This is a genomic window from Pseudomonas sp. 58(2021), assembly GCF_017491585.1.
Taxonomy (GTDB): Bacteria; Pseudomonadota; Gammaproteobacteria; order Pseudomonadales; family Pseudomonadaceae; genus Aquipseudomonas; species Aquipseudomonas fluorescens_BT.
Genome location: NZ_JAFGYZ010000041.1, coordinates 1 through 17905, shown reverse-complemented (window position 1 = coordinate 17905; position 17905 = coordinate 1). Strand labels below are relative to the sequence as shown.

The 17905-nt window shown below is 60.9% G+C and carries 14 protein-coding genes; 10 read left to right on the top strand and 4 right to left on the bottom strand.

Translation table 11 applies throughout. From position 1 onward, the window contains the following. Window positions 1–108 precede the first annotated feature (108 nt). From J5M72_RS28450 to J5M72_RS28440, 3 genes are read right to left on the bottom strand one after another with little or no spacing between them, the layout of a single operon-like run. Entirely contained in the window at window positions 109–504 is a 396-nt protein-coding gene (locus J5M72_RS28450) for a DNA polymerase III subunit chi (protein WP_207868267.1), read from the bottom strand. A gap of 8 nt (window positions 505–512) precedes the next feature. After that, the gene (locus J5M72_RS28445; RefSeq protein WP_207868265.1) at window positions 513–941 is read right to left on the bottom strand and encodes a DNA polymerase III subunit chi; all 429 of its coding nucleotides are present in this window, start codon (window positions 939–941) and stop codon (window positions 513–515) included. Between the two features lie 60 nt (window positions 942–1001). After that, complete coding sequence (locus tag J5M72_RS28440) at window positions 1002–2492, bottom strand: leucyl aminopeptidase (RefSeq protein ID WP_007957362.1); 1491 nt, start codon at window positions 2490–2492, stop codon at window positions 1002–1004. A 309-nt stretch (window positions 2493–2801) separates the two neighbouring features. Here J5M72_RS28440 and lptF point away from each other — a divergent pair, with 309 nt between their 5' ends. The 8 genes from lptF (at window position 2802) to pdxJ (ending at window position 11228) form a co-directional block, all read left to right on the top strand. Continuing rightward, window positions 2802–3923: an LPS export ABC transporter permease LptF gene (lptF, locus tag J5M72_RS28435; protein ID WP_169428979.1), complete on the top strand. Its 1122-nt coding sequence runs from the start codon at window positions 2802–2804 to the stop codon at window positions 3921–3923. Beyond that, window positions 3916–4977: an LPS export ABC transporter permease LptG gene (gene lptG / locus J5M72_RS28430; RefSeq protein ID WP_169428980.1), complete on the top strand. Its 1062-nt coding sequence runs from the start codon at window positions 3916–3918 to the stop codon at window positions 4975–4977. The genes lptF and lptG overlap by 8 nt, the downstream gene beginning before the upstream one ends. Window positions 4978–5149: 172 nt before the next feature. Next, window positions 5150–6946 (top strand): translation elongation factor 4, encoded by a 1797-nt coding sequence (gene lepA / locus J5M72_RS28425; protein WP_085608162.1) that lies wholly within the window; start codon window positions 5150–5152, stop codon window positions 6944–6946. A 9-nt stretch (window positions 6947–6955) separates the two neighbouring features. Further along, window positions 6956–7810 carry a signal peptidase I gene (lepB, locus tag J5M72_RS28420; RefSeq protein ID WP_169428981.1) on the top strand — a complete coding sequence of 285 codons (855 nt, stop codon included), beginning with the start codon at window positions 6956–6958 and terminating at the stop codon, window positions 7808–7810. A 181-nt stretch (window positions 7811–7991) separates the two neighbouring features. After that, a complete protein-coding gene (rnc, locus tag J5M72_RS28415) occupies window positions 7992–8681 on the top strand; it encodes a ribonuclease III (protein ID WP_169428982.1) in 690 nt (229 codons plus the stop codon). Further along, window positions 8674–9576 carry a GTPase Era gene (gene era / locus J5M72_RS28410; RefSeq protein ID WP_011332590.1) on the top strand — a complete coding sequence of 301 codons (903 nt, stop codon included), beginning with the start codon at window positions 8674–8676 and terminating at the stop codon, window positions 9574–9576. Before rnc ends, era begins: the two co-directional genes overlap by 8 nt. A 171-nt stretch (window positions 9577–9747) precedes the next feature. Next, window positions 9748–10437, top strand: coding sequence for a DNA repair protein RecO (recO, locus tag J5M72_RS28405; protein WP_207868263.1), 690 nt, complete (start codon window positions 9748–9750; stop codon window positions 10435–10437). 47 nt (window positions 10438–10484) lie between these two features. Then, window positions 10485–11228: a pyridoxine 5'-phosphate synthase gene (pdxJ, locus tag J5M72_RS28400; protein WP_207868262.1), complete on the top strand. Its 744-nt coding sequence runs from the start codon at window positions 10485–10487 to the stop codon at window positions 11226–11228. A gap of 33 nt (window positions 11229–11261) precedes the next feature. Here pdxJ and mltF read toward each other — a convergent pair whose 3' ends face one another. Continuing rightward, window positions 11262–12722: a membrane-bound lytic murein transglycosylase MltF gene (gene mltF, locus J5M72_RS28395; protein WP_169428985.1), complete on the bottom strand. Its 1461-nt coding sequence runs from the start codon at window positions 12720–12722 to the stop codon at window positions 11262–11264. Between the two features lie 285 nt (window positions 12723–13007). Here mltF and purL point away from each other — a divergent pair, with 285 nt between their 5' ends. Next, window positions 13008–16904, top strand: a complete 3897-nt coding sequence (gene purL, locus J5M72_RS28390) for a phosphoribosylformylglycinamidine synthase (protein WP_207868260.1) — start codon at window positions 13008–13010, stop codon at window positions 16902–16904. Window positions 16905–16909: 5 nt separating this feature from the next. After that, the gene (locus J5M72_RS28385; protein ID WP_207868258.1) at window positions 16910–17221 is read left to right on the top strand and encodes a YqfO family protein; all 312 of its coding nucleotides are present in this window, start codon (window positions 16910–16912) and stop codon (window positions 17219–17221) included. Window positions 17222–17905: the final 684 nt, after the last annotated feature.

The following is a 17905-nucleotide window of genomic DNA, read 5'->3' as shown; positions in this document are numbered from 1 at the left end:
GACTTAAATGTGGGAGCCGGCCTGCCGGCGATGCACGCTCCGCGGTTTTTCAGGAAAGGCGCGGTGATGCTATCGCTGGCAGGCCAGCTCCTGCAGGAGGCCGGGGAATTATTCGTACTGGGCTAGAAGCCGTTCCATCCGCGCCTCGAGGCGACGTTTGATTTCGGTTTCGATGTGCGGTGCGAAGTCGTCGATCACGTCCTGCATGATCAGTTGTGCGGCGGCGCGCAGTTCGCTGTCCAGGTGCAGCAGGGCGTCGGGGCCTTTATCCGCAGGCGCGGCGGGCGCAGTGGCGGGCTTCGCGACAGGGGCGGGAGTCGGTTCGACAGCTTGTGGTGCGTTGTCGATCGTGTCGAACAGCATCGGAATCTGTTCCTGCTCGCCCTCATCGACCGTGTCGGTCAGCAGCGGCGGTTGCAGATTGTCATCACCCAGCAGCTGGCGGATCGACTCAAGGTCATCCAGCAGGTGCGCGGGTTTTTGCAGCGGTTTTGGAGTGTCCATCGGCGTACTCAGAGTCGCTGTAAACGGTGGTCTTGCAGAGGATAGCCCTGTTCCCGGTAGAAACGGAAACTCTCCCGCGCCGCCGAACGGATCGCCGGATCTTCCACCACCACTTCCGCCACCCGGGCGAACTTGTCGGCGAAGGCCGGGACTTTCAGGTCCAGGTTGACGAGCAAATCCTGATGCTGGCCGCAGTCCTCACCCAGTCCAAGCACGATCAAACCATCCGGTTCATTTTCGGCAGGGCCGTGGGGCACAAAGGTTTCGCCCTTGAAGGACCACAGTCGCGCATCGAGGTCATCACGCTGGGCCGCATCGCTGCAGTGCAGGTAGATGCGGTGGCCCATCCGCCAGGCCTTCTCTGTGAGCTTGCAGGCAAAATCCAGACGCGCCGAGGGATCGGCACTGGGCAGGATATAAAAGTCGACTTTGGTCATTGCGGTTCCTGAGCTGAAAGCGGCGCCCCTCTAAAGAGGCGCCGCTCGCAGTCATCGGTTTCAGGCCTTGGCGCGATCCAGCAGGTACTGGGTCAGCAGGGGAACCGGACGGCCGGTGGCGCCCTTGTCCTTGCCGCCGCTGGTCCACGCGGTGCCCGCGATGTCCAGGTGCGCCCAGTTCAGGTTCTTGGTGAAGCGCGACAGGAAGCACGCAGCAGTGATGGTGCCGGCCTTCGGCCCGCCAATGTTGGCGATGTCGGCGAACGGGCTGTCCAGCTGCTCTTGATACTCATCGAACAGCGGCAGTTGCCAGGCGCGGTCGTCGGCAGCCTTGCCGGCGCTCAGCAGTTGCTCGATCAGTTCGTCGTTGTTGCCCAGCAGGCCGGAGGTGTGAGCACCCAGGGCTACGACACAGGCACCGGTCAGGGTGGCGATGTCGATCACCGCTTGCGGCTTGAAGCGCTCGGAGTAGGTCAGTGCATCGCACAGCACCAGGCGGCCTTCGGCGTCGGTGTTGAGGATTTCCACGGTCTGGCCGCTCATGGTGGTCACGATGTCGCCCGGACGCGAAGCGGTGCCGCTCGGCATGTTCTCGGCGCAGGCCAGGATGCACACCAGGTTGATCGGCAGCTTCAGTTCCAGCACGGCGCGCAGGGTGCCGAATACGCTGGCGGCGCCACCCATGTCGTACTTCATCTCGTCCATGCCGGCGCCCGGCTTCAGGCTGATGCCGCCGGTGTCGAAGGTGATGCCTTTACCGACCAGCGCGTACGGCTTTTCGGATTTCTTGCCGCCGTTGTACTGCATGACGATCAGGCGTGGCGGCTGGGCGCTGCCCTGGCCGACGGCGTAGAACGAACCCATGCCCAGGGATTTGATCTTCTTCTCGTCGAGGACTTCGACTTTCAGATCCTTGAACTCTTTGCCGAGGTTCTTGGCTTGCTCGCCGAGGAACGTCGGGTGGCAAATGTTCGGCGGCAGGTTGCCCAGGTTGCGGGTGAATGCCATGCCGTTAGCGATCGCGGTGGCGTGGTTCACGGCGCGTTGCACTTCGGCCTGAGCGGCCTTGATGGTCAGCAGGGTGATTTTCTTCAGGGCACGCGGTTCGGCTTTCTGGCTCTTGAACTGGTCGAAGGTGTATTCGCCGTCGACCAGGGTTTCGGCCAGCAGGCGGGTCTTGCCGTAGCTGTCGCGGTTCTTGACGATGATTTCATCGAGTGCCAGTACGGCGTCACTGCCGCCCAGGCCTTTAAGGGTGTTGAGGATGCCGGCGACGATCTTGCGGAACGGGCGGTCGCCCAACTCTTCATCCTTGCCCACGCCGACCAGCAGCACGCGTTCGGCTTTCAGGTTCGGCAGGCTGTGCAGCAACAGGCTCTGGCCGACCTTGCCGGCCAGGTCGCCACGCTTGAGCACCGCGCTGATGGCGCCGCCGCTCAGTTCGTCGACCTGTTTGGCGGCGACGCCGAGTTTGCGGCCTTCGCCGACGGCAACCACCAGGGTGGCGGTTTTCAACGTTTCTGGGCTAACGCTTTTTACAACCAGTTCCATGTCCGGATCCCTGAATGAATGGTCAACACGCAGGCGTTCGACGTGTCCGCCGTCGCCTGCTTATATAGAGAGAAGAGGCGCAGGCCAGCGCCTGCGACAAGGGCCGCAGTTTGAACCTCGCTCCCTGCGCCTGACAACCCTCGGTTGTACGATCTTCAACGGATTGCACGCTTGGGTGAGTGTGCGCAGTGACAGGCGCCCTCAATCACAGGATAATGCCGCATCTTTTTTCGACGGCTCTGCCCTGCGGGCCCGTCGAGACGTTTGCTTGTTTGGCCGCCTTAGCCTGACAACCCTGGAGTGTCTGGTTTGATCGTCTTCCGTTATCTGTCCCGCGAAGTCCTGTTGACCCTGAGTGCGGTAAGTGCCGTGCTGCTGGTCATCATCATGAGCGGTCGCTTCATCAAATACCTTGCCCAGGCCGCCGCGGGCCAGCTCGATCCGGGATCGCTGTTCCTGATCATGGGCTACCGTCTGCCGGGCTTCATGCAGTTGATCCTGCCATTGGGCCTGTTCCTCGGGATCCTTCTGGCGTACGGCCGTTTGTACCTGGAAAGCGAAATGACCGTGCTGTCGGCCACTGGCATGAGCCAGCAGCGCCTGTTCCGCATGACCCTGTTTCCCGCCACCCTGGTGGCGCTGGTGGTGGCATGGCTGAGCCTGAGCCTGGCCCCGCAAGGTGCCAACCAGTTCCAGCTGCTGCTGAACAAGCAGGATGCGCTGACCGAGTTCGATACCCTGGAGCCGGGCCGCTTCCAGGCATTGCGCGATGGTACCCGGGTGACCTACACCGAAACCTTGAGCGACGACCGGGTCAACCTGGGCAGCGTGTTCATCTCGCAGAAAAACCTCGGTGCCAATCAGGCCGATCGCGGGATTTCCGTGCTGGTGGCTGAAAAGGGCCGGCAGGAAATCCGCCCCGACGGCAACCGCTACCTGATCCTGCACAACGGCTACCGTTATGACGGCAGCCCGGGACTGGCCAACTATCGCGCCATCCATTACGAAACCTATGGCGTACTGCTGCCCAAGCCGGATGTCAGCGAGGAAGTCACCGACCGTGACGCCATGCCGACGTCGGCCCTGATGGCCAGCGACGACATCCGCGCAAAAACCGAACTGCAATGGCGTCTGTCGCTGCCGCTGCTGGTATTTATCGTGACCCTGATGGCGGTGCCGCTGTCGCGGGTCAATCCGCGCCAGGGGCGCTTCCTCAAGTTGTTGCCGGCGATTCTTCTTTATATGGCTTACCTGACCATCCTGATTGCCGCTCGCGGCGCCCTCGAAAAAGGCAAGATCCCGGCGAGCCTGGGTCTGTGGTGGGTGCATGCGATCTTCCTGGCCATCGGTATCGGCCTGCTGTACTGGGAGCCGCTGCGCCTGAAGCTGGCCAGTCGTCGCAGCGCTGCGCTGGAGGTGGCCCGTGGTTAAACTCGACCGCTATATCGGCAGCAGCGTATTCATCGCGATCATCGCGGTACTGGCGATCATTCTTGGCCTGGCCACCCTGTTTGCCTTTATCGACGAGATGAGTGACGTCAGCGAAACCTACACGCTGGTCGACGTGCTGAGCTTCGTACTGCTGACCGCGCCGCGCCGGCTCTACGACATGCTGCCGATGGCGGCGCTGATCGGCTGTCTGATCGGTCTCGGCAGTCTGGCAAGCAGCAGCGAACTGACCGTGATGCGCGCCGCCGGTGTGTCCATCGGGCGTATCGTCTGGGCGGTCATGAAGCCGATGCTGGTACTGATGCTGGCCGGCGTACTGATCGGCGAATATGTTGCGCCGGCCACCGAGAGCATGGCGCAGGCCAATCGCTCGCTTGCCCAGGGCAGCGGCGACGCGCAGAGCGCCAAACACGGTATGTGGCACCGTCAGGGCGACGAGTTCATCCACATCAACGCCGTTCAACCCGATGGGCTGTTGTATGGCGTGACCCGCTATCACTTCGACAAGGAGCGTCATCTGCTGAGTTCGAGCTTTGCCAAGCGCGCCGAATTCGATGGCACCCGCTGGCAGCTTACCGATGTCACCACCACGCTGTTCCATGAGCGCAGCACCGAAGTCGTCAACACGCCGACCGAGGACTGGGATGTTTCCATCAGTCCGCAACTGCTCAATACCGTGGTCATGGCGCCGGAGGCGCTATCGATCACCGGTCTGTGGGGGTACATCCACTACCTGGCGGATCAGGGACTGAGCAATGGCCGTTACTGGCTGGCTTTTTGGGTCAAGGTGTTGCAGCCGCTGGTGACCGCCGCTCTGGTGCTGATGGCGATCTCCTTCATTTTCGGGCCGCTGCGTTCGGTGACCCTCGGTCAGCGAGTGTTCACCGGTGTGCTGGTGGGGTTCACCTTCCGCATCGTCCAGGATCTGCTCGGTCCATCCAGCCTGGTGTTCGGCTTCTCGCCACTGTTCGCGGTGCTGGTGCCGGCAGGCGTCTGTGCCCTGGCGGGTGTCTGGTTGCTGCGTCGAGCCGGTTGATGAACAAGGTTTCACCCACGCTTTAGCTTTGAAAACGCCCCGGTCGCCAGACCGGGGCGTTTTTGCATGCAATCCGGGTGACAGGCGAACGTGACGCTTGCTCCGTGTATCAGGTACAATTCCCGGCTATTTTTCGGCGGGCCAAGCCTGCAGCCTTTTTGAGTGTTGATCCGTGAGTGATTTGAGTCATATCCGCAATTTCTCCATCATCGCCCACATTGACCATGGCAAGTCGACGCTGGCTGACCGTTTCATCCAGATGTGCGGTGGCCTGGCCGAGCGTGAAATGGAAGCCCAGGTACTGGATTCCATGGATCTGGAGCGCGAACGCGGGATCACCATCAAGGCCCACAGCGTTACCCTCTATTACAAAGCCAAAGACGGCGTTACCTACCAGCTGAACTTCATTGACACCCCGGGTCACGTCGACTTTACCTATGAAGTCAGCCGTTCCCTGGCCGCGTGTGAAGGTGCCTTGCTGGTGGTTGACGCCGGTCAGGGCGTAGAAGCCCAGTCCGTGGCCAACTGCTACACCGCCATCGAGCAGGGCCTGGAGGTCATGCCGGTCCTGAACAAGATCGACCTGCCGCAGGCCGAGCCTGACCGCGTCAAGGACGAGATCGAGAAGATCATCGGCATCGATGCCACCGACGCCGTCACCTGCAGCGCCAAGACCGGCCTGGGTGTCGACGAAGTGCTCGAGCGTCTGGTCGCCACCATTCCTGCGCCAACCGGCAACATCGAAGATCCGCTGCAAGCGTTGATCATCGACTCCTGGTTCGACAACTACCTGGGCGTTGTCTCTCTGGTGCGCGTGCGTCATGGCCGCGTGAAAAAGGGCGACAAGATCCTGGTGAAGTCCACCGGCAAGGTGCACCTGGTCGACAGCGTCGGCGTGTTCAACCCGAAACACACCGCCACCGCGGACCTGAAGGCCGGCGAAGTGGGCTTCATCATCGCCAGCATCAAGGATATTCACGGTGCGCCGGTCGGTGACACCCTGACCCTGAGCTCCACCCCGGATGTCCCGGTGCTGCCAGGTTTCAAACGCATTCAGCCACAGGTTTATGCCGGCCTGTTCCCGGTCAGCTCCGACGACTTCGAGGATTTTCGCGAAGCACTGCAGAAACTGACCCTGAACGACTCGTCGCTGCAATACACCCCGGAAAGCTCCGACGCACTGGGCTTCGGCTTCCGTTGCGGCTTCCTCGGCATGCTGCACATGGAGATCATCCAGGAGCGCCTGGAGCGTGAATACGACCTGGACCTGATCACCACGGCGCCGACCGTAATCTTCGAACTGGTGCTGAAAACCGGTGAAACGATTTACGTCGACAACCCGTCGAAGCTTCCGGACGTGTCCGCGATCGAAGACATGCGCGAGCCAATCGTGCGTGCCAACATCCTGGTACCGCAGGAGCACCTGGGTAACGTCATCACCCTGTGCATCGAAAAACGCGGTGTTCAGGTCGACATGCTGTTCCTTGGCAACCAGGTCCAGGTGACCTATGACCTGCCGATGAACGAAGTGGTCCTGGACTTCTTCGACCGTCTGAAATCCACCAGCCGCGGCTATGCTTCGCTGGACTACCATTTCGATCGTTACCAATCGGCTAATCTGGTGAAACTGGACGTGCTGATCAACGGCGACAAGGTCGATGCCCTGGCGTTGATCGTGCACCGTGACAACTCGCACTTCAAAGGTCGCCAGCTGACCGAGAAGATGAAAGAACTGATTCCTCGTCAGATGTTCGACGTGGCGATCCAGGCTGCCATTGGCGGTCAGATCGTTGCCCGGACAACCGTCAAGGCGCTCAGAAAGAACGTATTGGCCAAATGCTACGGCGGTGACGTCAGTCGTAAGAAGAAACTGCTCGAGAAGCAAAAGGCCGGTAAGAAACGCATGAAGCAGGTCGGCAACGTGGAAATTCCACAAGAAGCCTTCCTTGCTGTGCTCAGGTTGGAATAGTCAGGTCCTATGTCACTAAATTTCCCGCTGTTGCTGGTTATCGCCGTGTTCGTCTGCGGCCTGTTGGCGTTGCTCGATCTGTTGATCCTGGCACCGCGTCGGCGCGCCGCCATCGCTTCCTATCAGGGCAGCGTCAGCCAGCCGGATGTGCTGGTGGTGGAGAAGCTGAACAAGGAACCGCTGCTGGTCGAATACGGCAAGTCGTTCTTTCCGGTGCTGTTCATTGTGCTGGTGCTGCGTTCGTTCCTGGTGGAACCGTTCCAGATTCCATCCGGCTCGATGAAACCGACCCTGGACGTCGGCGACTTCATTCTGGTGAACAAGTTTTCTTACGGGATCCGTCTGCCGGTGATCGACAGGAAAATCATCGAAGTCGGTGATCCGCAACGCGGCGATGTGATGGTGTTCCGCTACCCGAGCGACCCGAACGTCAACTACATCAAGCGCGTGGTCGGCCTGCCGGGCGACACGGTGCGTTACACCGCCGACAAGCGTCTGTTCGTCAATGGCGAGTCGATTGCCGAGCAACTGGTCGGCTCCGAGCCGGGCACTCTCGGCAGTGCGGAACTCTACAAGGAAAAACTCGGCGCCGCCGAGCACCTGATCCGCAAGGAAATGAGCCGCTACCGTGCCACGCCGGACCACACCTGGACTGTGCCGGCCGGGCACTACTTCATGATGGGCGACAACCGCGACAACTCGAACGACAGTCGCTACTGGGATGATCCGAACATTCCCAAGGATCTGCTGGGCATGGTCCCCGACCAGAACATCGTCGGCAAGGCCTTTGCGGTCTGGATGAGCTGGCCGGAACCGAAACTCAGCCACCTGCCGAATTTCTCGCGGGTCGGCCTGATCAAGTAAACAATCACGGCGCTGTTGACCACAGCGCCGAATGCATTTCTGGTGTCGGCACAATCGATCCAGGGCATGAAGCCACGATATTCAGGACGTCATTTTTGAACACAGCGTTAATTGTCCCAGGCCTGCGCCGCATCCCGGCGATGGCAGTGGAATCCAGCCACGAACTCAGCGTGGGTAAACCGTGAGCGTTTCTTTAAGCCGTCTCGAGCGCCAGCTCGGTTACACCTTCAAGGACCAGGAACTGATGGTCCTGGCCCTCACGCACCGCAGCTTTGCCGGACGCAACAACGAGCGTCTGGAGTTTCTCGGCGATGCGATCCTCAACTTCGTTGCCGGTGAAGCCCTGTTCGACCGCTTCCCGCTGGCCCGTGAAGGTCAGTTGTCGCGTTTGCGTGCGCGTCTGGTGAAAGGCGAGACTTTGGCCGTGCTGGCCCGTGGTTTCGATTTGGGCGAATACCTGCGCCTGGGCTCGGGTGAGTTGAAAAGCGGCGGTTTCCGTCGCGAATCGATTCTGGCCGATGCCCTGGAAGCACTGATCGGCGCGATCTACCTCGATGCCGGTATGGAAGTCGCCCGCGAGCGCGTCCTGGCCTGGCTGGCTGGCGAGTTCGAAGGCCTGACGCTGGTCGATACCAACAAGGATCCGAAGACCCGACTGCAGGAATTCCTGCAATCGCGCGGTTGTGAGCTGCCACGCTACGAAGTCGTGGATATCCAGGGCGAACCGCACTGCCGTACCTTCTTCGTCGAGTGCGAAGTTGTCCTTTTGAATGAAAAAAGCCGGGGTCAGGGTGTGAGCCGTCGCATTGCCGAACAGGTAGCGGCCGCCGCAGCACTGATTGCCCTGGGTGTGGAGAATGGCAATGACTGATACAAACGCAACTCGCTGTGGCTACGTTGCCATCGTCGGCCGTCCGAACGTGGGCAAGTCCACGCTGCTGAACCACATCCTCGGCCAGAAGCTCGCGATCACCTCGCGCAAGCCGCAGACCACCCGTCACAACATGCTCGGGATCAAGACCGAGGGCGACGTGCAAGCGATCTACGTCGACACCCCCGGCATGCACAAGGGCGGCGAAAAGGCCCTGAACCGCTACATGAACAAGACGGCTTCGGCGGCGTTGAAAGACGTTGACGTGGTGATCTTCGTGGTCGACCGCACCAAGTGGACCGAAGAAGACCAGATGGTCCTGGAGCGCGTGCAGTACGTGACCGGTCCGCTGATCGTCGCGCTGAACAAGACCGATCGCATCGAGGACAAGGCCGAGCTGATGCCGCACCTGTCCTGGTTGCAGGAACAGCTGCCGAATGCGCAGATCATTCCGATCTCGGCGCAACAAGGTCACAACCTCGACGCGCTGGAAAAAGTCATCGCCGATCACTTGCCGGAGAACGATCACTTCTTCCCGGAAGACCAGATCACCGACCGCAGCAGCCGCTTCCTCGCCGCCGAACTGGTACGCGAGAAGATCATGCGCCAGCTCGGCGCCGAGCTGCCGTATCAGATCACCGTGGAAATCGAAGAATTCAAGCAGCAGGGTGCGACGCTGCACATCCATGCGCTGATCCTCGTCGAGCGTGACGGCCAGAAGAAAATCATCATTGGCGACAAGGGCGAGCGCATCAAGCGCATCGGCACCGAGGCGCGCAAGGACATGGAGCTGCTGTTCGACTCCAAGATCATGCTCAACCTGTGGGTCAAGGTGAAGGGCGGCTGGTCCGACGACGAGCGTGCGCTGCGTTCGCTGGGTTACGGCGACCTGTAAAAATCTCGGTTTTCTGATACGCCAGAAAACCCCTGTGGGAGCGGGCTTGCTCGCGAATGCGCAGTGTCAGTCGGCCTATACTTTGACTGATTCACCGCATTCGCGAGCAAGCCCGCTCCCACATTTGGTTTTGGGTTGTTTACAAAACTGCGTTTCTTCATCGAGAACTCAATGTCGCAAACCCCGCCTCCCGCCCAACCCGCCTACGTCCTGCACTCCCGCGCCTATCGCGAAACCAGCGCCTTGGTGGATTTCCTCACGCCGCAAGGTCGGCTGCGGGCGGTGTTGCGCAGCGCGCGGGGCAAGGCCGGGACACTGGCGCGGCCATTCGTGCCGCTGGAAGTGGAATTGCGCGGCAAAGGTGAGTTGAAGAATGTCGGGCGCATGGAGAGTTTTGGTAACGCGACGTGGATGGTCGGCGAGGCATTGTTCAGCGGTCTCTATCTCAACGAGTTGCTGATACGCCTGCTGCCAGCCGAAGACCCGCATCCTGCGGTATTCGATCATTACGCTGCCACCTTGCTGGCTTTGGCTGAAGGCCGGCCACTGGAGCCTCTGCTGCGTTCCTTCGAATGGCGTCTGCTCGACGACCTCGGTTATGGCTTCTCCCTGAACACCGACATCAACGACGAGCCCCTTGCTGCGGACGGTCTCTATCGCTTGCAGGTGGATGCCGGACTCGAGCGGGTCTACCTGCTGCAACCCGGCCTGTTCAACGGCACCGAGCTGCTGGCCATGGCTGAAGCGGACTGGTCGGCCCCGGGCGCACTGTCTGCCGCCAAGCGTCTGATGCGACAAGCGCTGGCCGTGCATTTGGGCGGTCGTCCCCTTGTCAGTCGCGAGCTGTTTCGCAAGCCCTGATCTCACCGTATGCTGTGCGCCGAATCTTTCCCTTCAGGAGCGCATCCGTGACCACCAGCAATCGCATTCTTCTTGGCGTGAACATCGACCACGTCGCCACCCTGCGTCAGGCCCGTGGCACGCGCTACCCGGATCCGGTCAAGGCTGCGCTGGACGCGGAAGAGGCGGGCGCCGACGGCATCACCGTGCACCTGCGTGAGGACCGTCGCCACATTCAGGAGCGCGATGTGCTGCTGCTCAAGGATGTGCTGCAAACCCGCATGAACTTCGAAATGGGCGTCACCGAAGAAATGATGGTGTTTGCCGAGCGTATTCGTCCGGCCCATATCTGTCTGGTGCCGGAGACGCGTCAGGAACTGACCACCGAAGGCGGTCTGGACGTGGCGGGGCAGGAGGAGCGGATCAAGGCAGCGGTGGAGCGTCTGTCGAAGATCGGCAGCGAAGTATCGCTGTTCATCGATGCTGACGAGCGGCAGATCGCTGCCTCTAAACGTGTGGGTGCGCCGGCCATCGAGCTGCACACCGGGCGTTATGCCGATGCCGAGACGCCGACCGAAGTGGCCCAGGAGCTGAAGCGCGTGGCGGATGGCGTGGCATTCGGTCTGGCCCAGGGCCTGATCGTCAATGCCGGTCACGGTCTGCACTATCACAACGTTGAAGCCGTGGCGGCGATCAAGGGCATCAACGAACTGAACATCGGTCACGCGCTGGTGGCGCATGCGTTGTTCGTCGGCTTCAAGTCGGCAGTGTCGGAGATGAAGGCGTTGATCCTGGCGGCGGCAAAGGCCTGAACATCTACACAAAATAATGTGGGCGGGGGTGGACTACAGCGGCGGGTTTTCCTGCGCCGGTTTGGATTTGTCGATCCCCGGCACATGCAGATTGCCTTCGGCGACCTGATCGCCCTCAAGCTGCGGCTGGGTCACCCAGGTCAGGATGTCGTAGTAGCGGCGGATGTTCGCCACGAAATGCACCGGTTCGCCGCCCCGGGCGTAGCCGTAGCGGGTCTTGCTGTACCACTGCTTCTGCGACAGGCGCGGCAGCATTTTCTTCACATCCAGCCACTTGTCCGGATTCAGGCCTTCCCGGGACGCCAGTTTGCGCGCGTCATCCAGGTGACCGCTGCCCACGTTGTAGGCAGCCAGTGCAAACCACGTACGATCCGGTTCCTGGATCGAGTCATCCAGTTGATCCTTCATGTAGGCCAGGTACTTGGCGCCGCCCATGATGCTCTGCTTCGGATCGAGGCGGTTGGACACGCCCATGGCCTGTGCAGTGTTCTGGGTCAGCATCATCAGGCCGCGCACGCCGGTCTTCGAAGTGACGGCCGGTTGCCACAGCGATTCCTGATAACCGATGGCCGCGAGCAGGCGCCAGTCGACTTTCTCTTTCTTGGCGTAGGTCTTGAAGTGCTGTTCGTACTTGGGCAGGCGCTGCTGCAAATGTTGGGCGAAGGTCGTGGCGCCCATGTAGCCGAGGACGTCGACGTGGCCGTAGTAGCGGTCTTTCAGGCGTTGCAGGGTGCCGTTTTTCTGCACCTTGTCCAGATAACTGTTGATCTCGTTGAGCAGGCTGTTGTCTTCGCCAGAGGCCACCGCCCAGCTCTGGCTGCGCGCATCGCCAAGGTCGAAGGCGACGCGGATGTTGGTGAAGTAAACCTGGTTCATCGCCACTTCGTTGGAATCGACCAGAGTCAGGTCGATCTGGCCCTCATCGACCATGCGCAGCAGGTCGACCACTTCAACGGCGTCGGACTCTTCGTATTCAATCCCGGGATATTTCTGTTTCAGCTCGGCGAGCTGTTCGGCGTGGGTGCTGCCCTTGAGCACCATGATTTTCTTGCCGACCAGCTCACTGGCGTCGGTCGGCCGCGACTGGCCGTTGCGATAGATGATCTGCGGGGTGACTTCGAGGTAGGAATGGGAGAACCGTACCTGTTTCTTGCGCTGTTCGCTGCTGACCAGGCCAGCGGCGGCCAGCACCGGGCCGTTGGGCTTGCCGATCTGATCGAACAGGTCGTCGAGGTTGTCGGCGGTCTCGATTTTGAGTTCCACCCCCAAATCGTCGGCGAAGCGCTTCACCAGCTCGTATTCGAAGCCGGTCTCGCCGCTGCGATCCTGAAAGTAGGTGGCGGGGCTGTTACGGGTGATCACCCGCAGCACACCATCCTCCTTTACGCGCTCGAGGGTGTTGGGTTTATCAACACAGCCACTGAGCATCAGGAAGAGTCCGGTAGCGATCAGCCATTTGGCGTACCGCGGACGCAAAGCCGTTGGGGAAAACATGTGCGCAGTATACGCAAAGCGCAACGGGCGCCATATCTCGACAGTGGAGGGGTTGTCTGCTAGCGATCGAAAAAGCACCCGCAACCCCACAGGAACGGGGCCGCAGAGCGTTTTGTGACAGAAAAAATAAGCTGCCTTTGCGCAAGCTCGAAATCTGACTTCAGAGGCAGAAACACAGATTGAGGTCCGAGTGCAACCGTGCGTAGCGTTTCGGGTGATGTTGAGGTCGGTTTAGGCTAGAATGCACGGCCTCAAAGCACACCCCTTCCCGAGGCTGTCCCGAAGATGTTGATCCTGCGCGGCGCTCCTGCCCTTTCTGCCTTTCGCCACAGCAAACTCCTTGAGCAACTGAGCCAGAAGGTTCCAGCTGTCAGTGGCCTGTATGCTGAATTCGCTCACTTCGCCGAAGTCACCGGCGTCCTGACCGGCGACGAACAGCAGGTGCTTGCGCGCCTTCTGAAGTACGGTCCAAGCGTTCCGGTTCAAGAGCCGAGCGGTCGTCTGTTCCTGGTGTTGCCACGTTTCGGCACCATCTCGCCATGGTCGAGCAAGGCCAGCGACATCGCCCGCAACTGCGGCCTGAGCAAGATCCAGCGTCTGGAGCGCGGCATCGCGTTTTATGTGGCCGGTCAGTTCAGCGAAACCGAAGCACAGCAGATCGCCGACGTACTGCATGACCGCATGACCCAGATCGTTCTGGGCAACCTCGAACAGGCTGCCGGTCTGTTCAGCCACGCCGAGCCGAAGCCGCTGACCGCCATCGACATCCTCGGCGGTGGTCGCGCCGCGCTGGAGAAGGCCAACGTCGAGCTGGGCCTGGCCCTGGCCGAAGACGAGATCGACTATCTGGTCAACGCCTTCAACGGTCTCAAGCGCAACCCGCACGACATCGAACTGATGATGTTCGCCCAGGCCAACTCCGAGCACTGCCGCCACAAGATCTTCAACGCCAGTTGGGATATTGACGGCGAGAGCCAGGAAAAAAGCCTGTTCGGCATGATCAAGAACACCTATCAGATGCACAGCGAAGGCGTGCTGTCCGCTTACAAGGACAACGCTTCGGTGATCGTCGGCAACGTCGCCGGCCGCTTCTTCCCGGATCCGGAAACCCGCCAGTACGGCGCGGTGCAGGAACCGGTGCACATCCTGATGAAGGTCGAAACCCACAACCACCCGACGGCGATCGCTCCGTTCCCGGGCGCGTCCACCGGTTCAGGTGGCGAGATCCGCGACGAAGGCGCAACCGGCCGTGGCGCCAAACCGAAAGCCGGCCTGACCGGTTTCACCGTGTCGAACCTGCAGATCCCTGGCTTCGAACAGCCTTGGGAAGTGCCGTACGGCAAGCCTGAGCGCATCGTCACCGCGCTGGACATCATGATCGAAGGCCCGCTGGGCGGCGCCGCGTTCAACAACGAATTCGGTCGTCCGGCCCTGACCGGTTACTTCCGTACCTTCGAACAATCGATCAGCACCCCGCACGGTGATGAAGTTCGTGGTTACCACAAGCCGATCATGCTCGCTGGCGGCATGGGCAACATCCGTGAAGAACACGTCAAGAAAGGCGAGATCGTCGTCGGCTCCAAGCTGATCGTGCTCGGCGGCCCGGCGATGCTGATCGGTCTGGGCGGCGGCGCTGCTTCCTCCATGGCTACCGGCACCAGCTCGGCGGATCTGGACTTCGCATCGGTTCAGCGTGAAAACCCTGAAATGGAGCGTCGCTGCCAGGAAGTCATCGACCGTTGCTGGCAGCTGGGCGACAAGAACCCGATCAGCTTCATCCACGACGTGGGGGCGGGCGGTCTGTCCAACGCCTTCCCGGAACTGGTCAACGACGGCGACCGCGGTGGCCGTTTCGAACTGCGCAACATTCCAAACGACGAGCCGGGCATGGCCCCGCACGAAATCTGGTCCAACGAATCCCAGGAGCGTTACGTTCTGGCCGTCGGCCCGGCCGACTTCGAGCGCTTCAAGGCGATCTGCGAACGTGAGCGTTGCCCGTTCGCCGTTGTCGGTGAAGCCACTGCCGAACCACAACTGACCGTGACCGACAGCCACTTCGGCAACAACCCGGTGGACATGCCACTGGAAGTGTTGCTGGGCAAGGCGCCGCGCATGCACCGTTCGGTGGTTCGCGAAGCCGAGCTGGGCGATGACTTCGATCCGTCGAACCTCGACATCGGCGAAAGCATCGAACGCGTTCTGCACCACCCGGCCGTGGCAAGCAAAAGCTTCCTGATCACCATCGGCGACCGCACCATCACCGGCCTCGTGGCCCGTGACCAGATGGTCGGCCCTTGGCAGGTTCCGGTGGCCGACGTGGCCGTCACCGCCACCAGCTTCGACGTCTACACCGGTGAAGCGATGGCGATGGGCGAGCGCACTCCGCTGGCGCTGCTGGACGCTCCGGCGTCGGGCCGCATGGCCATCGGCGAAACCCTGACCAACATTGCCGCCTCGCGCATCAACAAGCTCTCCGACATCAAACTGTCGGCGAACTGGATGTCCGCTGCCGGCCACCCGGGTGAAGACGCGCGTCTGTACGACACCGTGAAAGCGGTCGGCATGGAACTGTGCCCCGAGCTGGGCCTGACCATTCCGGTGGGCAAGGACTCCATGTCCATGGCCACCCGCTGGAACGACAACGGCGAAGACAAGACCGTCACCTCGCCGATGTCCCTGATCGTGACCGGTTTCGCGCCAGTGGCTGACATCCGTCAGACCCTGACCCCGGAACTGCGCATGGACAAGGGCACCACCGATCTGATCCTGATCGACCTCGGTCGCGGCCAGAACCGCATGGGCGCCTCGATCCTGGCCCAGGTTCACGGCAAGCTCGGCAAGCAGGCGCCGGACGTCGACGACGCCGAAGACCTGAAAGCGTTCTTCGCGGTGATCCAAGGCCTCAACGCCGACGGTCACCTGCTGGCGTACCACGACCGTTCCGACGGTGGTCTGCTGACCTCCGTGGTGGAAATGGCCTTCGCCGGCCACTGTGGTCTGAGCCTGAACCTGGACAGCGTTGCCGAAAGCTCCGCTGAAATCGCTGCCATCCTGTTCAACGAAGAACTGGGTGCGGTGATCCAGGTTCGCCAGGACGCCACCCCGGACATCCTCGCGCAATTCAGCGCGGCCGGTCTGGGCGACTGCGTTTCCGTGATCGGTCAGCCGATCAACAATGGCCAGATCAACATCACCTTCAATGGTGACACCGTGTTCGAAGGCCAGCGTCGTCTGCTGCAACGCCAGTGGGCCGAGACCAGCTACCAGATCCAGCGTCTGCGCGACAACGCCGACTGCGCCGAGCAAGAGTTCGATGCGCTGCTGGAGGAAGACAACCCGGGCCTGAGCGTCAAGCTGAGCTACGACGTCAATCAGGACATCGCCGCGCCTTACATCAAGAAAGGCATCCGGCCACAGGTTGCCGTGCTGCGTGAGCAGGGCGTCAACGGTCAGGTGGAGATGGCGGCCGCATTCGACCGCGCCGGTTTCAATGCGATCGACGTGCACATGAGCGACATTCTGGCCGGCCGTGTCGACCTGAACGAGTTCAAAGGTCTGGTGGCCTGCGGTGGTTTCTCCTACGGCGACGTTCTCGGCGCTGGTGAAGGCTGGGCCAAGTCCGCACTGTTCAACAGCCGTGCCCGCGATGCGTTCCAGGGCTTCTTCGAGCGTAACGACAGCTTCACCCTCGGCGTGTGCAACGGTTGCCAGATGATGTCCAACCTGCACGAGCTGATCCCGGGCAGCGAGTTCTGGCCGCACTTCGTGCGCAACCGCTCCGAGCAGTTCGAGGCGCGCGTGGCGATGGTGCAGATCCAGGAGTCGAACTCGATCTTCCTGCAGGGCATGGCCGGTTCGCGCATGCCGATCGCCATCGCTCACGGTGAAGGCCATGCCGAATTCGAAAGCGAAGAGGCACTGCTCGAAGCCGATCTGTCCGGTTGCGTGGCGATGCGTTTCGTCGACAACCACGGCAAGGTCACCGAAGCCTACCCGGCCAACCCGAACGGTTCGCCGCGCGGGATCACCGGCCTCACCAGCCGCGACGGTCGCGTGACAATCATGATGCCGCACCCGGAGCGTGTTTTCCGTGCCGTGCAGAACTCGTGGCGTTCGGAAGACTGGAACGAAGACGCTCCTTGGATGCGCATGTTCCGTAATGCTCGTGTGTGGGTGAACTAAGGGCTGTGTACAAGCTCGCCTTTTTTGTTCCCGACAGCCATGTCGAGGTGGTCAAGGACGCTGTATTCGCTGCCGGTGGTGGGCGGATAGGTGACTATGACCACTGTGCGTGGCAGGTGCTTGGTACGGGCCAGTTTCGGCCTCTGGACGGGAGTCAGCCGTTCATTGGTCAGGCTGGGCAGGTTGAGCGGGTCGAGGAGTGGAAGGTCGAGCTTGTCGTTGGCGATGAGTTGATTCGTGGGGTGGTGGCGGCTTTGAAGGCTAGCCATCCTTACGAGACGCCGGCTTATGAGGTTTGGCGGCTGGAGGATTTTTGATCTTCCTTGGCTGCTGAAATGGAAAACCCGCTGAGAGTGATTTCAGCGGGTTTTTTGGTTTTTGGGCTTGGGTGAATATCCGTTTCTTCGGGTGTTGCGGCTTATGGTTCCGCCCTTACGGCGGGTCACTTTTGACAAACGCCTCAAAAGTAACCAAAAAGGCTTGCCCCTGCGTTCGGCACCTCGCTTTGGCTCGGTGTTCCTTCGTTCCGGGATTCATCCGGGGGCATCGCCTACGGTTTGCTTCGCTGCACCTCCTCTCGATGCATGCGGCTTCGCCGCACGGTCGCTGCGCTCCCACCCCCGGATAAATCCCTCCACTCAGCCTGCCGATGGGGCCGGCACGTCAAAAGCTTTACTCGAGCTAACGCTCATCGTGTTGAGTGGTGGGGAGCGAAAGCAGAAGCGGAAGTTGAAGCAGGAGCAGGAGCAGGAGCAGAAGAAGGGGAGGAAGCAAAGGAGGCAGAGGAAGCACGAGTCGAGTTGCATGTGTTTCAAACCCGAGTTCACCTCGGTTTTTCACGTCGGCGTACCTCTCCCAAACAACGCGGTCAGTCCCCTCTCCCTCCGGGAGTGTATGTACCGGAGACATGGTGGACAGGTGTTCGGAGACATGGTGGACACTTTTAAATAGACACATTGCTCATCGCGAAGGAGATGGCCTGTGTCTTGGGAAGAGGTGTC

Bases quoted from the DNA above. Each gene is read 5' to 3' on its own strand.
- mltF (WP_169428985.1), bottom strand. From the start codon at position 12,722: ATGTTTTCCCCAACGGCTTTGCGTCCGCGGTACGCCAAATGGCTGATC.
- era (WP_011332590.1), top strand. From the start codon at position 8,674: ATGACTGATACAAACGCAACTCGCTGTGGCTACGTTGCCATCGTCGGC.
- recO (WP_207868263.1), top strand. From the start codon at position 9,748: ATGTCGCAAACCCCGCCTCCCGCCCAACCCGCCTACGTCCTGCACTCC.
- purL (WP_207868260.1), top strand. From the start codon at position 13,008: ATGTTGATCCTGCGCGGCGCTCCTGCCCTTTCTGCCTTTCGCCACAGC.
- J5M72_RS28450 (WP_207868267.1), bottom strand. From the start codon at position 504: ATGGACACTCCAAAACCGCTGCAAAAACCCGCGCACCTGCTGGATGAC.
- lepB (WP_169428981.1), top strand. From the start codon at position 6,956: ATGTCACTAAATTTCCCGCTGTTGCTGGTTATCGCCGTGTTCGTCTGC.
- J5M72_RS28440 (WP_007957362.1), bottom strand. From the start codon at position 2,492: ATGGAACTGGTTGTAAAAAGCGTTAGCCCAGAAACGTTGAAAACCGCC.
- J5M72_RS28445 (WP_207868265.1), bottom strand. From the start codon at position 941: ATGACCAAAGTCGACTTTTATATCCTGCCCAGTGCCGATCCCTCGGCG.